9 protein-coding genes, 1 pseudogene and 1 riboswitch are annotated in these 14,922 nt (G+C 43.0%); all 10 genes and pseudogenes read right to left on the bottom strand.

The window, feature by feature from the left end; genetic code table 11:
• Window positions 1–355: 355 nt before the first annotated feature.
• A complete protein-coding gene (locus B1748_RS17325) occupies window positions 356–874 on the bottom strand; it encodes a MepB family protein (RefSeq protein ID WP_087569198.1) in 519 nt (172 codons plus the stop codon).
• Between the two features lie 114 nt (window positions 875–988).
• Complete coding sequence (locus tag B1748_RS17330; RefSeq protein ID WP_087569199.1) at window positions 989–1,756, bottom strand: nucleotidyltransferase domain-containing protein; 768 nt, start codon at window positions 1,754–1,756, stop codon at window positions 989–991.
• A gap of 855 nt (window positions 1,757–2,611) precedes the next feature.
• Window positions 2,612–3,022 (bottom strand): hypothetical protein, encoded by a 411-nt coding sequence (locus B1748_RS17335; protein ID WP_087569200.1) that lies wholly within the window; start codon window positions 3,020–3,022, stop codon window positions 2,612–2,614.
• Between the two features lie 135 nt (window positions 3,023–3,157).
• Window positions 3,158–3,712, bottom strand: coding sequence for a hypothetical protein (locus tag B1748_RS17340; RefSeq protein ID WP_087569201.1), 555 nt, complete (start codon window positions 3,710–3,712; stop codon window positions 3,158–3,160).
• Between the two features lie 482 nt (window positions 3,713–4,194).
• Window positions 4,195–4,914, bottom strand: a complete 720-nt coding sequence (locus B1748_RS36440; RefSeq protein ID WP_143810318.1) for a response regulator transcription factor — start codon at window positions 4,912–4,914, stop codon at window positions 4,195–4,197.
• A 68-nt stretch (window positions 4,915–4,982) separates the two neighbouring features.
• Window positions 4,983–5,068: riboswitch (cyclic di-GMP riboswitch) on the bottom strand.
• Window positions 5,069–5,688: 620 nt separating this feature from the next.
• On the bottom strand, window positions 5,689–7,605 hold the full coding sequence (locus B1748_RS17350; protein ID WP_179215642.1) for a glycoside hydrolase family 65 protein: 1,917 nt from the start codon (window positions 7,603–7,605) through the stop codon (window positions 5,689–5,691).
• A 256-nt stretch (window positions 7,606–7,861) separates the two neighbouring features.
• Window positions 7,862–8,917 (bottom strand): Gfo/Idh/MocA family protein, encoded by a 1,056-nt coding sequence (locus B1748_RS17355; protein ID WP_087569203.1) that lies wholly within the window; start codon window positions 8,915–8,917, stop codon window positions 7,862–7,864.
• Window positions 8,918–8,919: 2 nt separating this feature from the next.
• Window positions 8,920–9,660: a sugar phosphate isomerase/epimerase family protein gene (locus B1748_RS17360; protein ID WP_087569204.1), complete on the bottom strand. Its 741-nt coding sequence runs from the start codon at window positions 9,658–9,660 to the stop codon at window positions 8,920–8,922.
• Window positions 9,661–9,881: 221 nt separating this feature from the next.
• Window positions 9,882–10,000, bottom strand: a pseudogene (locus B1748_RS37550) (ThuA domain-containing protein); the annotation flags it as partial.
• A gap of 13 nt (window positions 10,001–10,013) precedes the next feature.
• On the bottom strand, window positions 10,014–14,906 hold the full coding sequence (locus tag B1748_RS17365) for a hypothetical protein (protein WP_087569205.1): 4,893 nt from the start codon (window positions 14,904–14,906) through the stop codon (window positions 10,014–10,016).
• Window positions 14,907–14,922: the final 16 nt, after the last annotated feature.

Genomic DNA, 14,922 nt, shown 5'->3' on the forward strand with positions numbered 1-14,922 from the left:
ACGACATACAATTCCTCTGTGATATAGAGATGCTGACAGACCTGACTAATACTCCAACTTTCAAGGTCTTTTTGTTTATATAAATCATTACCATTCATACTTGCAAGAATAACGAGTAACTCAGTTCTGGTTTCTTCAATTTTATTAATGATTTGTTGAAAATCCATAGATAAAAACCCCTAACTTTAGTATTTTGCGGATATTCCCTATAACGTTTCGTAAATTCACGACTTCCGACGAAGTCTGATGTGTCCGGCTGAATAAACTTCCCTGCTACTGATTCAGCTTCTTCGAAACCACATCTTATGCTTCGGACCGGACCAGGGAGCGACAGTGACGCAGCGTGAATGCGGTGTTATAGGATGTCAGCGTCTTCTTCGAAATACTTACCAAGTTCTTGTAAAGAAGAAGTATGATTTAGGTTTATAAAATATGGTAATTGCCATCTTTGTGTTGCTATAGCTTGTTTACTGGTAAGTGTATCCCAGCTAGGATACACTCTTATTGCCATTTTCCCATTTGAAGTTTCTGTTTTGAGAATATTATGCTTTAACAATATATCTTTGGGAAAAATGAATTGCCCAAACTTGTGATTACTTCCGAAGGTATTAATGACTAACAAATCAGTAGCATTTTCATATGAATATGCTTGATTTTTGTTGTCACTGCCTTTTTCCCAACAGACGACAAATTGACCTATCTTCTTGGGTGTTTTTCTCGCAACCCTAAATCTAACCGTTTTAGAATTAATTCGAAAATTGCCTGAACCATATTTTTCATTTTGAATTTCTTCTTGGATATCCTTGATCATCAAGTTGTTTGGCTTATAAAAATTATCATTTACATATGTTAATACCTCATAAAAATTATCCAATACTGCACTTCCTTTTCTATACTTTCATTCTTTCATATCTTCTCAACCTGACGGACTTAGGGGGCTTGATGTGGCCACTCGCTTCTCAGAGTGACCCGGAGCGTCAATATGGTGTTAACCGAAGGAAGTTCTGGAAGCAGCCATAGCATTTAAGGCATTTTCAAAATAGCTATATACTTCATCTGCAATTCCCAGAAACTCTTCAACAAGTACATTACTATCCAAGTAACAAGCATATAGATAATCAACTAAAGCGGAGTCAATCTCACAATAGTTTAATATGGCATTCTTCATCTTAATAATGTCATCTTGCCATACACCTGTATCTTCTAAAACCAAAGAGTATAATGCACGAATTAATCTCTTAGAGTAACCTTTAATATATCTAGATTTCATTGTGCTATCACTAACATTAGAAAGTAAACTATGTATTCGGTCTACCTCCTCCTTGGTCTCTGTATTTAAGTCTATAATGAACTCTGGAGAAATAATTATCGGTGGTACTTTTTCACCAACGTCATGACCATATATGCAAACACAAATTATCTTAATCCAAAAACCCCACTCATTTGGTTTACTTAATACATCGTCAATCGAGCAAATTATCGTATCAATCTTAGTTACTACTGGATATTCTTCCATAAGCCTGTCTTTAATATTTGACAATCTTTCGTAATCAATATCTTTGGGATTTACACATACAATAGTAAAGTCTGCATCTGACTTAAAAGGTTTAGCAGTTCCTTTTGGAATCGAGCCACACATATAAATGCTATGAATCTTACCTTTAAATTCGGTAAGTATATTACTTATATACTTATCAACAAAATCCTTATATTCACTTTGTATTTCAATTCCATTTATAACTTTTTCTAATATCATATAGGCTCCTCCTAAACTAAGAACTTCTTTCGGCTAACGTTTCTTATATTCACGACGCTCGACGAAGTCGAGTGTGTCCACAGCAACTGCTTCTCTGAAGTCGCTTCTGGGACCGAGGGCGAACACCCAATGCGTGAATATAGTGTTATAAGAAGTAGTAGGTATCCTTGAATATTCCTACATATTAACTTTAGTAATCTTATTCTTTTTTAGAAATTGAATATCCTTTTTTAATCCCCAAATAAAACTAATTGGTATTGCAATTATCGGAATCAAACTTGAGGGTATCATCAACCACAAAATCGCACCACCTATTATTATTAAACCAAGACAAAATCCAATAAAAATATTTGCAATTAATAATGGATAATTAAGACTTTTTAAAAAGGTAGACTTGCTAATAAATTTACTAGAAAATGCGATACAAATTGCTGCCGGAAGATATCGAGGAAGATATGCTATAATTTCTGAAGCATTAGGTGTGTCATTCTCGCTAAAGAATCCTTGCGAATCCGCATATGGTACAAGAAAAAAAAGCATATATAAGACTGCAATACTTGATAAAACTAAAATTATTATGTTTAAACTTTGTCCCTTAAGAATTTTCTAATATCGAAGCTTAAAAATGATAAGAGTAGCCTCCTTTCCTTGAACTAAAAGTTCTTCGCCAATTTCTTATAACGTTCAGGTATTAACGACATTCATCTTAGATAGCTCTTATCTTAGGGAGATGGATGTATCCGGTTGATTCAATTCACTGCCAATTACTTCTGCCGGACCGAGGGGCGTATGCCCCGAAGCGTGAATATGGTGTTAGATGAAGTACCTGACTTCTTGCCTTATATTCAAAATTCATTACGGTCTTTCATATTTATCAATTATCTTCCATACCCCTTTTGAATATTTGACGGTTAATGTTATTGGAGCATGAGATCCATATTTCGATTCATTTGAACTACTGTCAATGCCTTCATATTTATATGTAATCCATACCTTTCCAATAAAAAAGAAGTGCAGCGCTTTACCAGTACTTAATGAAAATTTGATTTTATCATTTGAACTAGAAGGATATATTCCTTGTCTAAAAAACTTATTCATTAGCTCAGGTTCAACGTATTTCCCTTCGATTTGAGCATCTTGATCAGGATGTAAATAAATTGTCTTTAGCGTATCTTTCACACTTGCAAGTATCCAAATGTAAAACCAAATATACAGGACCAAGAACAGAGATAAGGACAAAGAAATATAAAGTTTTTTTCTATTCATGTTTCACTCCTTAAGGATTTTCGTCTAACGTTTCGTATATTCACGACGTCCGACAAAGTCGGGTGTGTCCACAGCAATAGCTTCCTGAAGTCGCTACTGGGACTAAGGGTGAATGCCCTATGAGTGAATATGGTGTTATGGGATGTCCCCTCTTCTTGTGTTACTCAAAAATGATTTAATTGCTTTGCTTTCAGATAATAATGGATTAATCTTTTGGAGTTCTTCAATAAAGCTGTTAGTTTTTCGAGTGACCTCAACTAATAATTCATTCAATGGAATACATGCAATTTTTTCTTTTTTAGATCTTTGAAAATATTCTTCTTCAAATGAAACATAACTATTGGGGCCACCATCTTCATGAAAAATCTCTGAAACAAATACTCTATCATTTACTCTTTTGTATTCAAGCCATACCCATGGACTTTCAATGTATCGAATAGCCACATAATTTGTAACTTGTTCATCTAAAGATATACAGACTAAATTCAGTTGATCGAAATGTGTAAGTAATAGTTCTGAAAAGATCTCTGGATTCTTCCCTATTGTTTCTTCTGTTGGATACGGAAGGTAATATTGATTTCCAAAAACAATATTAAACTCACCATAAATTTGATTATGCTCGTTTTCTAATTGAAGTAGATTTGCTGCCTTCAACTCTTCCTCATAATAGATCTTATAGATTATCTTCATAAAGTTCTCCAAATTTGATTTAGGGGATTTCCGATAACGTTTCGTATATTCACGACGTCCGACATAGTCGGATGTGTCCGGCTGATTCAGCTTCCCTGCCAAAATCTCCTGCCGGACCGAGGGTGAATACCCCGATGCGTGAATATGGTGTCTATTGAATTCTTTCATATTCATTTAATTAGTTATTGCACTTGTCATTATCAAATTTATAAATAAAATTATTATGTACAATAGCATGTACTTAAGCATTGTGTATTAGGAACCACTGGGCTTGTCCCCCCGTTCTCCACCTGACAGACAACTATCCCATGCTTCATCTTTTAGTTACTTTTGCCACATATCCCTCCTAACCACAGTGGGCATTTTTTCTATTTCAATCCCTCCTTATTCCTAGTTTTATTAATTTTCGTTATGATCCGGCAGGATGATTTTTTAGTCACCCTAAGCTTTAGAATTTTGTCGAACCAGATCGAAATTCATCACTATGCATCATTTTCCTTATTATCCATGTGTTTCTCGAGTCCAACCCGCCTCGCCTTAACTGCTGCTTCTTTGATTGATTTCGTGCCGAGCTTTCTACTAATATGACGAATGGGCGTCTTCATTGTATTAGGCGAAATACCCATCAACTGAATCAACTTGGACTGCGAGTAACCCCAAGCGATTAATTGCAGCACTTCTTTCTCAGTCGCAGTCAACTTACACCAAAATTCCTGGCGCTTCAACCGGATAAACTCCTCGCGGAGCACCCTCGATGCTTTGGGGTGTAGAGATGGACGATGTCGATATGCTTCGCGAATCGCCATGATAATGTCCTGAATATCGGCTTTGCTTATGAAGTTCACTGCCCCGACTGTAATTGCTTCGACGATCACTTCAGGGTCTGCGCTGGAAGCAACGGCAATGACGGGAACATCCCTTTCGGCGAGAATGTCTTTTGTTGCATCTAATCCATCGCGTCCAGACGACTGGAGTGTTGCATTCACCACTACTACGTCTACGTCTAGCTGTAAACTTGCTCGCACTGCCTCTTCTTTTGTAGCTGAAGTATTTATGAGATGAATATCTCTCTCTGTTTCGAGTAAATTAGCAAAACGGCAACACCATTCCAAATCTCGGTCCACTAACACAACATTTATATTCTCATTGCTGTTCTTGGAAATCATCGGACATTCTCGTTGTATATTTGCTTCCAATACCATATTACTCTCCTCTGTTTCCCAAATAAACAAATAAAAAAAACACGACCCATATAGGCCGTGCTTGGCAATTGGGTAACCCGCTGTCATCACATAAATAGTGAGAAGACCCGTGGCTTTGCGTCGCTGCTTTTCGACAGTTTTGCCATTATCCATATGTAATTGTCGGTCAAGAAAGGGTTCGTATAAGGAACATCTTCAACGAAATTCCACCACAGTAGCCGATCACATTCCCGGTTAGATCGATCCCGATTGCTTCATCAAACTCATAGTCAACTCCGCATCAGGCCCAGTACTGAAAACGAATTTTAAGTTTGTCGTCCCTCCTGACAGAATAGCCATACAAGTTTTGGCAATGACCACAGTGCTTCCGATAACCTGACGAGGAGTCGGCCGCGACGCAGTCAGGTTATCGGGGTTGTCTGTCTGAATCCAATTCCTCGAAATGCCTTGGACTAACCAAGTCACGACGAATGTCAGCGCGCCGCGTGACTCCGCTTCTTCAAAACTCTGACCGAGTAACCCGAAGGCTACGACACATCCACAAGCTGTTATTATTAGATTTCAGCTATTCATGGTTTGTAATACCAGACGAGTAGTCGTTCCGTAATTCATGTATGTTCCGTAATTCATGTATGTTTCCATTAAGATCGTAAAATCCAAATGACACTTCTTGAAATTTGGAAATTCTATTATCTTTTTTCGCCCTACCGGAGCATGTGATCTATCGTCAATACGATATCCATATTCAGAATACCTACGATCGCGATGCACGGGCTAACCGTTGTTCTCCCCTTCCTTTCCGATCGTCGGAAAATCCTTCGCGTGTTTTGCGGAATTCCCGTAGTAGCCATAAAGAAGTGCCTGAAGCAATCCGCCGATTCCAGTAAGCAGATACGCTACGTTGTTCGTTCGTCCCTCGAAAGGAATAAAGTGCGGTCCACGAACGTACTTCCCGAATTCCCGGAACAAATGTTCGAGTCCAAGCTCCTTGTCACCGTATAGCATGAACAGACAACTCTCGATCTGTGCATTCATCAAAGGTCCGTAAGCCATAATTTTATCGTGATAATAGCTTATGTTGGCGAACGCTTCCCGTTTGCCCATTTCCAAACCCAACGGGTAGAGACTCAAGATGAAATCCGCCTGCTTAATGCCTTCGCCCGCGTATCCCGTGTATTCGGGAACGATTCCGTCCAGCCCCGCATTCGTTAAATAAATTCGCTCCGCCGACTCGTTCCATTCCGGATTAGGCACTTTGCCTAGCCGCCGAGCGCATTCATCCGCCGCCTGCCACACTTTAGTAGCTCCAAAATTCGTAGTATGATTATCATCGCAAAAGCGGTGCCCGAACTCCGCCACTGCTTCGTTTGGACCGAGCACGTTGCACAGATGAAAGTCTCCATCATCTCCCCATTCGCCGCGGGAAACGAAAAAATCCGCGATATCGCGAATCATAGGCCAAGCCTTCACCAGAAAATCTTTATCGTCGGTGAAGTTTGCGTATTCCCACGCGGATAGTGCGATCCAGACATTGTTATGGATCTCTTCACGGTATTCGGGTCGGTAATTCGGAGTACCATCCGGCTTAGCCGCCCAAGGATACCACGCTCCGCGATACCCATTATCAGCGGCGTGTATTCTAGCATTTTCTAACGTCGAAAGTCTGTATTCCACTATCGGTTTTGCTAAATGAGGCCACAGGGGAAGAATTGCGCGAAAAACCCATAAATCCGCATCCCATAATTGACTGCCTCCCCAACCGTTTCCTGCGACGCCCAGCGTTCCGAAAGGAAACGGCTGCTCGCTCAAACTACACAACAAATGGAATTGCGCAGCAAGAACCAACTTCGTTCTATTCGGATCGTCATCAGTAAAGGCAAGACCAGAAGACCATAGCCGTCGCCATTCTTCCCTATTGCTCTTCATAATCGTTGCGACGCCTATACCGGTCAATTCATTGAGAAGCTGCGCTGCTCCAATAGCCGGATCTTCCGTCTCGTAATCGCTTCTAACTGTATGATAGATACGCAAAGAGAACTGATCACCCTGCGAGAACGCCGTCAGTTGAGCAGACTCCGAGTCAGTCTCGTATCCGACGGGTGATAAGTCTTCCATTTCCCATGCAAGAGCTTGAACGATGCGGTTCCCATCGTTCGGGGTGCGATAATCACCAGACAGCCGATTACCTGACCGTCTGTATTCCGCCGCGTAGATTCCAGTGACGTTCGAACCGTCAAGTCCGAAAGTTACTTTAGCCACTTCTGACAACCCTTCCACTTCCACGGTCAGAATCGATGCGTACTCGTAACTTCTCGGAATGATCATTCTTATTCGTAATTGCACCGAACGTCCTTCCTTGTAAACCCAATCACCTTCTAGAAACGCTTCTCCCGTGCGCATATCCAACGTTTGTGTCAAGCCTTCCGTACCGTTTCCCGGAACGAGACTTACGCCGCCGACGGTCAAACCAATTCGATTCCAGTCTGGCACGTAACGTTGTTCACCGCCATCGAATGTGTATCTTGTAACTGTCCCCGGTGCATCTCCCGGAACAACCGAAGCGACCAATGGCCCAAACCGCACACCAATCGCACCGTTTCCCGTATAAGGAGGGATGTAAGATTCCCCCCACTCGTCCCCTCTAAGTCGGACCGTCCAAAAATCATCATTATTGTAATCAAATATCTTCACCCTTGTATCCGCCTCCTGTATTATTCTCGCCATTCCAACGTCACACCCGAGATCGCCATGTACGTCGTTTCTCGTCCGCAAGCCTTCATATACAGCTCCACGCCAACAAGCTAGAACCGCGGACCGCAAGTTGCCATATCGCTATTCGCACCATGCTTCCTCCCGTTTAAACTTATCTTAAAACTCCTCTCCAGCAACAAAATATGTCTACGCACCGCTTTCTTTTTTGATCACATCAAGTAAAATCTTGTTCGCTTCACGAATCATACGCGGTACCATGCTTCGCCTCGGCAATCATTCGCACGACCTGCAACGCCTCCGTAGTCGTAACCGAAAATACCTGATTTCGGCGAATGCTGGCATACAACTCTTGCCAGAAGTCAGTTTCAGCCGCTTTGACGGGAATTCGTTCCTCGATCCATTCCACCTCAGCCGCGTTAAACGTTCCCGTCTTTCCGAAGTGTTGTTCCGGCGTGCCTGAGTCGGCTTTTAATTCGGGCAGAGCAAAAGACCTGTCAAGATACTTCAAGCTGATCACCGAATCGGTTAAGGCAAGCGTTCCTCTTGTGCCATATACTTGGTACCAAGGTGCTGGCAGCGGCATGCCACCGCTGATTTCAATTTCAATAACCCGACCGTTGTCTCCCTCCAAAATCAGCATCACATGATCCTCTGCATCGCCAGCCGCCTGAATCGTATCAAGCCGGCTCCATGCCAACCGTGACGGCGACTGCATGAGTTGCAGCGCATGGTCGATAATATGCGGCCCCCAGTTGAGAAGCTGCCCTCCACCGAACACCTTCAGTGTTTGCCAGTCATTGCGGCGCTGAAATTGATGACGATATAATTTGATAAGGAAGATGTCGCCGAGTAATCCACTATCGATGATTTCCCGCACATGCAAGAAATCCGAGTCAAATCTGCGGTTATGCCGGACATACAACTTGCGTCCCAGACGTTCTGCCGTTTCCGCCAATTTCTCTGCTTCAGCCAGTGTTTTCGTCATAGGTTTTTCCAGCAATATATCTTTACCCGCCTGAAGTGCCATAACACCGTGAGCGTAATGATCGTTTGAACGGGAAGCAATATCCACCAATTCCACATCCGGGTCTGCGACGAGTTGCTCAACCGAGTCATACACATTGCTGCCAAATTCTTGATATAGACGTTCTCTTCTTTCGGCTATCGGATCGCAGCCCGCGACGATTCGAAACAAATGTTGACTGTTCCTTAGCTCCTCGACATGCATTCCCCAGCCGGCGCGCCCTAACCCCACAATACCAATTTTGATAGGCAACGACTGCTTTTCCACCTTCAAAATCCCCCCTTCGCAAGATATTCCCGACTTTCCTTCAGATCCAGCAACGGCTCCTGCAAATGCGTATCATGCTCCACATAAACCCAACCGTCATACCCTGAAGCCGCAGCAGCTTTCAATACTTCCAGGTTGTCCAGTCCAATATTGCCTTTGCCCAGACCGCAAAAATAACCAGTTTCCTCCCATCGCGTAGCTTGCGGATCCACCAAATTCCAGTCTTTCACATGGATCACCTGCAGTCGATGTGCATATTTTCTGGCAATCTCCTGAGCGTCACCGCCCATCGCCGCCAGGTGAGCCGTATCGAACACAAGTTGACAATCCGGACAACGCGCCAGAAAAAGCTCAAGCTGCTCCTGTGTTTCCACTAGCGTTCCCATATGGTTGTGCAACGCAACACGAACTCCCCAGGAATGACATATATCAGCAAATCGATTAGCCTGCCTGCAGAAGGCATCAAAATCGCGTTGCTCAACACCGTGCAGCCACACATATCCCCTTCCTAGCCCCGCTGTCCACTGTACAGACAGTTCTACACTCGGTCCGCGTACAGTAGAAAAATCCATTCCCAACTTGCGTATGCGCGAAGACTTAGCAATCGCCTCATCAGCGCTGAACACCGTCAGTCTCTCTACCCCTTCATATCCAATCTTTTTCAAATCCGTGCATCGTTCCAGAAAATCATAGCTGCCACCATCCCAAACATTCATCCCGTAATCTGCGACACCAATCTGCATCGAATAATCAGCCTCTCTTATAAGTTAAAGGTAAAATTATAACTAAATAGATGACTCCCATTCTAAACATTACGACTAGCTCAGACAGTAGTAATCTTGGAGTGGAAGTATGAACAAACGAGTGAATGGCAGTTGAGACGAAGCCGACCCGGATTCCAGCAGTCAGCTTCGTTTGAAGGATATTTTAATTATTCAGTACGCCAGCCGTTCCTACTCATCCGCTTCAGATCACAGCCGGTATCCATAAACTTCTTGATAATCCCAAGAAATGTCCTGAATGCAGTACGATCAGCCCCATGCCGTCCATCACAATCTGATGTACTCGCTCGACAACGACGTCATCCCGAACATTATTAATAGAATTCCTCTACGACGTAGTTGTCGAATAGCGCGCTAGTACCAAGTGTCACAAAGCCATTCGCACCATATTTCAATGCATTCTCCATAATAGTGGAACCTTGTTTGTGCCCGTTCACATACACTTCGAACGTGTTTCCTCTGGCCCGAACACCAAGCTGATACCTCACTCCAACATCGAACGCGTAAGAATTGCTCCATAGAAGCGTCTCTACTCCGCCTACATTCTTATAAAAATGAATAGCATTGTCCTCAAACACAATTTCATAGTAATTTTGATCATCAATATATCGAACCGCAATTCCTTGTCTTGACCCGTTTCCATTTCCACCCGGCACAACATCCGCCTTCATTATAAAGTCGTCCAATGCCTTGCTGCCCGTTGTCAGTATACTTTTCACACCAGGCACCTCAAGCTCCTGGGCAAGCATATTGATTTCATCCGAACGATTCAATGGTTGCGAAGTCGTATTTTCGACTACTTTCCACTGTCCCGATACCGAGTTATCAGTCCACATCTCAGGGGAAGATCCCGCCGCCGTGCTTTCAAAGGTACGATATGCAAGCAAATTCCGCATCTGAGGCAACTTGGTTTCAAGCTTCATCTGGTCAAAAAACACACTTCTTCTCGCCCCAACCGTGCCTCCAATCTGATCAGCAGGCTCGCTGATTGAAACTCGAACCTTCTCGAGCACGATTCCTCCAATCGGATAATAACGCGTCTCGAAATCCCCGCTTCCGTTGCCTGTGTAGTAATTATCCAGCCTTCTAAAGGTTCCATCTATTACCGCTTCCACCGTCACAGTAGTGTCTTCCATAAGCTTTACATCCAGGGACAATACTTCGTTGCCATCAATCCATTTGTTTACGTCATAATCGTAAACAACAATGTCCCTGCCCGCAGTCTCCTCATACCACATTTCAGTAATTCCATTCGAGCTTGTCAGCCCCTGAACAACACTGCTTTTGTTTTGAAGCTTCCATTTTCGAGTGTTTGAAAAGTCATCCAATTCATTTTGATCCAAAAATTTCATTGCCTGAATTTGTTTGAAATACACATTTCTAATTGTTCCAATGTCATCATCGGAGGGGATCGGAGGCTCTCCGATACTTAATCGCACCATCTGTAGTTCATCTCCAGTAACCTTATATACACGCCTTTCGTAATTGTCGCTGGAGTCACCTTGATAATAGTCATCGTACCGCTGTATGGCTCCATCAATCATCATTTCAACTGTGACATTGCTCCCTGAAGGAATTTTCATATCCAACGCAACATAAGGATGATCCGAAATATCCAGCTCTTCATACTTGGAATAATACAAGATGTCTCTATCTTCAGTTGATGAGTACCACATTCTAGTCCCTTCGCTGCCAGTTTCCAGACCATGTATCGGCATTGTGCCCGCACCAATACTCCAATCGTCCATCATTAGGAAATCCTCATAGTGGAGATTATCAGCTTCCCTGCTCATAAGAACAGCAAGCTCTTTGAACCACACGCTTACTCTATCCCCATTAACTCCACCAATATTTCCCGTTGGTTCCGATACATTTAATTTCACTTGTTGCAACGTTTCGCCCAGATTGCTAATATCATAATATCGGGTCTCGAACGGCTTCACAGCAGAGGTGTCGCTGTAACTTCTTGTATTCTCCAAAATATACGACTTGCCATCCACGATAACATCCACCCTAAGGAACGCATTAGGATCGATCCTCACATCAAGGGCCAGATATTTGTACGATTGAATAGATTGATTTACATCCAATGAGTAGCTTAACACGTCTCGATTGGATGCACGGTCCAAATAGTACATCTCGGCAACACCTTCATTGGACACAAACCCCGAAGAAGCCGTATCATTGGAGGACACATCCCAGTCATCCACATCGTCGAAACTGTGAATTAGTTGCTTCAATTCACCTCCATTATTTGCCGAAAGCGATTTGAAGAATACCTCCACCAGTTCCTCGTCAGTGCCTCCTATATCATTTGTTGGCTCACCGATACTTAAAACAACTTTTTCCAACATATCTCCATTCACTTTAAAGTATAACTGTTCAAACTCGCCGGAGCCGTTGCCGCTGTAATAGTTCGTCTGCCTCTTGTAGATACCGTCTATCCAGGTTTCAAGTACAAGATGCGCTCCCTCCGGGATGCGAGCCTCCAGCGAGAGATATTGATACCCGCTTATATTAACATTCATATTATTGCGGGAGTAACTCAATATATCTCTGTGGTTGTCCACTTCTTCAAAGTACATTCTTGCAATCCCATTGTTTGTATCGAATCCGTAGAACGCAGAGTTGGTTGTACCAATCGTCCAATCGTTCAACTGTTCAAAATCTTCAATTGTAAGGCTGTCCGTCAAATTGGCAGAAGTATCAAAAAAGAATGTCGCCTCCGCTCCTGAACCTCCAAGTCCACCATGAGTCGTATAGTCTGCATACAACGTCACCGCTCCCGCAATCCCGGTATTAATTGTTCCCGTGGTTAGCCGTTCGCCCGGATCCATGTCACCAAGTACAACAGGGATTCGCGTTCCTTCGGGTGTTTCGAATTCCAGAGTCACGTTTTCCAAATGATATGGTCTACGATTTATAAGCGATAAATCAAAGCTTACATCGGTAATCTTGTTATAATTCACAGCAAGATCGTCATAAAGGTTTTTCATTCCCAGAATCATATCGGGTCGGTACACAAACTCCCCTTTAGACAATCCTGGATGAACGTATTTGTAATCTCCTAATCCATTGTAATAAACCATGCCGCTCCATCCCTGCGGCAAGACAGAGTCATTCCATCTTCTTGTGATATAGTCGAGATTTTCTTCGGTATCCTCGTGGTCATAGATTGAATCGAGCAATCCTGTTTCCGTTATGATTGCCGGAGTATTGTTCGGCAAACTGTCAATTCGCGTTTGGTAGGCTTCGCGAGGCAAATTATACAGATTGAATGCTGTAATATCACTGCCCGAACTCAAAAAATTATCTCTGCTGTTATTGCTGTAATGCGATGGCCTGTTGTAGGGATCCATGTCATGTACTTGCGCAGTTCTATCTGTCAAGAATGATACAATGTCACTATACCGTGTGCCCCCCAATTCATTGGCAATCCCCCAAGATAGTACATTTGGAGATTCCTGCAATGCGAGCGTCATCATATCGACCTGCTGCAGTATACGTTCACTTTCCAGATCTCCCTCGTATACGGTATTCAAAAGCGAAGTGAAATCTATTACACTATCCGGCACCAGCGGCAGCATCATCATCCCGTATTCCTGGGCAGCCTGATGTAATCCTGGATGATTCGAATCGCCCCTGAGTGTGTTGGAACTGGCAAGCTTGGCAAGCTCCATGTATTCTCTTGTATGCTCCGTATCAAATAGGTTCGTCAATCCATTCTGGCCCTTTATAAGAAACGGTTCGCCATTTACATATAATTTTCGCTGCGGTTTCGTCTCCACAACTGTTCCATGAAATTTTATATCCATACTGTCCACCAGTACTGAGTTCTGCCAGATCTCCGCTGTTGCAGTGTATTTCATGAACTGAGCGCGCGGCTCCCACAAAAAGTTGAAAGTTTCGCTATCATTCGGATCAATTTGCCGATTGCTCAACACATCGTTATATACAGTCACTTCGTTGCTATCCTTCACAACCAGACGAATACTAACATCAGCCGCTTGATTCGTATCATTACGTGTATCAATTATAAATTGATGCTCCGCTTTATAATCGACTGTGCTCACCGTATTCGGATGAACACGCTCAACACGACTTATGAATAGCGCCGGTGTTTCAATCAGATTCACATCCCCAAGTATGCCTGCTTTGCCCTGAGCTGTATCATCCGGCGAGTTTTGAATAACCCAGTAACCTGTTCGAGGATCATCTGTTATTCTGACAGCAAGTGTGTTGGTCCCTCCTTTATTTATCAAGCTTTCAACGTCAAACATTGTATTCCACTCAAATGAATGAAGTTGAACCATCTGTCCTGATGTTCCGTGATAACCCCAGTATGAACCAAATTGCGTGTCATTCAGTTCGCCATGTAAGTCCGGAAACGTTAACTTAGTACCGTTAAGCCACACCTCGCCTTTATCTAATATTCGATCAAATTTTAGATAACGAACGTTTTGGTTCTCATCAATTTCGAAATTTTTTCTATACCAGAAGTGCGTGTCCAATTCGTAAATTTCAATATCATCGACCGCGACACTTCCACCTGTAACCGAAAAAGAAAGCTGGTAATCCTCATAGTCTTTCAAAAACACAATCATTTCATTGTTTTCTACGACCTGATTCACTCTTTCCGTAAAAAAGCTTTGCCGATAGCTTTCCGAAGTTGTACCACTGCTTCTCACTTGAATATAGGCACGATTGTAAAGAGGGTTACTCCATGGATTTAAAACCTTATACTTCCATTTTATTTTGTATACTTTGTTCGCTTCAAGTTCTACGCCGCTCTCACTTCTTAAGAATACGGCTTCCGATGTCGCATTGCCTACGACTGAATAATTACCGCTGATTACTTCTGTCGGCGTTGACGAGACTCTTCCGGCATTGCTGCTCCCCAGATTGAACACACCCGCACTCCCGCTCTCAAAGTTCTCTGCATTTACAAGCGCAGGAGACTGCGCGATCATTCCATCGTCAGGAACGGTACGCGTCTGCCAGGAGGAATGGTCAAAATCAGCCGAACTAAAGGCTGGATCGTCTCCAACAAAGCTTGCCCAATCACCATTTAACGAGATCATATTTCGTGTTTCCGAGCCAGGGACGACAGTGTCCGCCGAGACAGGGGGATAAGGAAACATTCCGAATATCAGCATTAGCGTTAGCGTCATTCGCATGATTGTTTTGGCACTTGACTTGTTGATCATGTTTCACACACCTTTC

It is taken from the genome of Paenibacillus sp. MY03, assembly GCF_002165585.1.
GTDB classification, from domain to species: domain Bacteria; phylum Bacillota; class Bacilli; order Paenibacillales; family Paenibacillaceae; genus Pristimantibacillus; species Pristimantibacillus agaridevorans.

Bases quoted from the DNA above. Each gene is read 5' to 3' on its own strand.
- B1748_RS17330 (WP_087569199.1), bottom strand. From the start codon at position 1,756: ATGATATTAGAAAAAGTTATAAATGGAATTGAAATACAAAGTGAATAT.
- B1748_RS17335 (WP_087569200.1), bottom strand. From the start codon at position 3,022: ATGAATAGAAAAAAACTTTATATTTCTTTGTCCTTATCTCTGTTCTTG.
- B1748_RS17340 (WP_087569201.1), bottom strand. From the start codon at position 3,712: ATGAAGATAATCTATAAGATCTATTATGAGGAAGAGTTGAAGGCAGCA.
- B1748_RS36440 (WP_143810318.1), bottom strand. From the start codon at position 4,914: ATGGTATTGGAAGCAAATATACAACGAGAATGTCCGATGATTTCCAAG.
- B1748_RS17360 (WP_087569204.1), bottom strand. From the start codon at position 9,660: ATGCAGATTGGTGTCGCAGATTACGGGATGAATGTTTGGGATGGTGGC.
- B1748_RS17365 (WP_087569205.1), bottom strand. From the start codon at position 14,906: ATGATCAACAAGTCAAGTGCCAAAACAATCATGCGAATGACGCTAACG.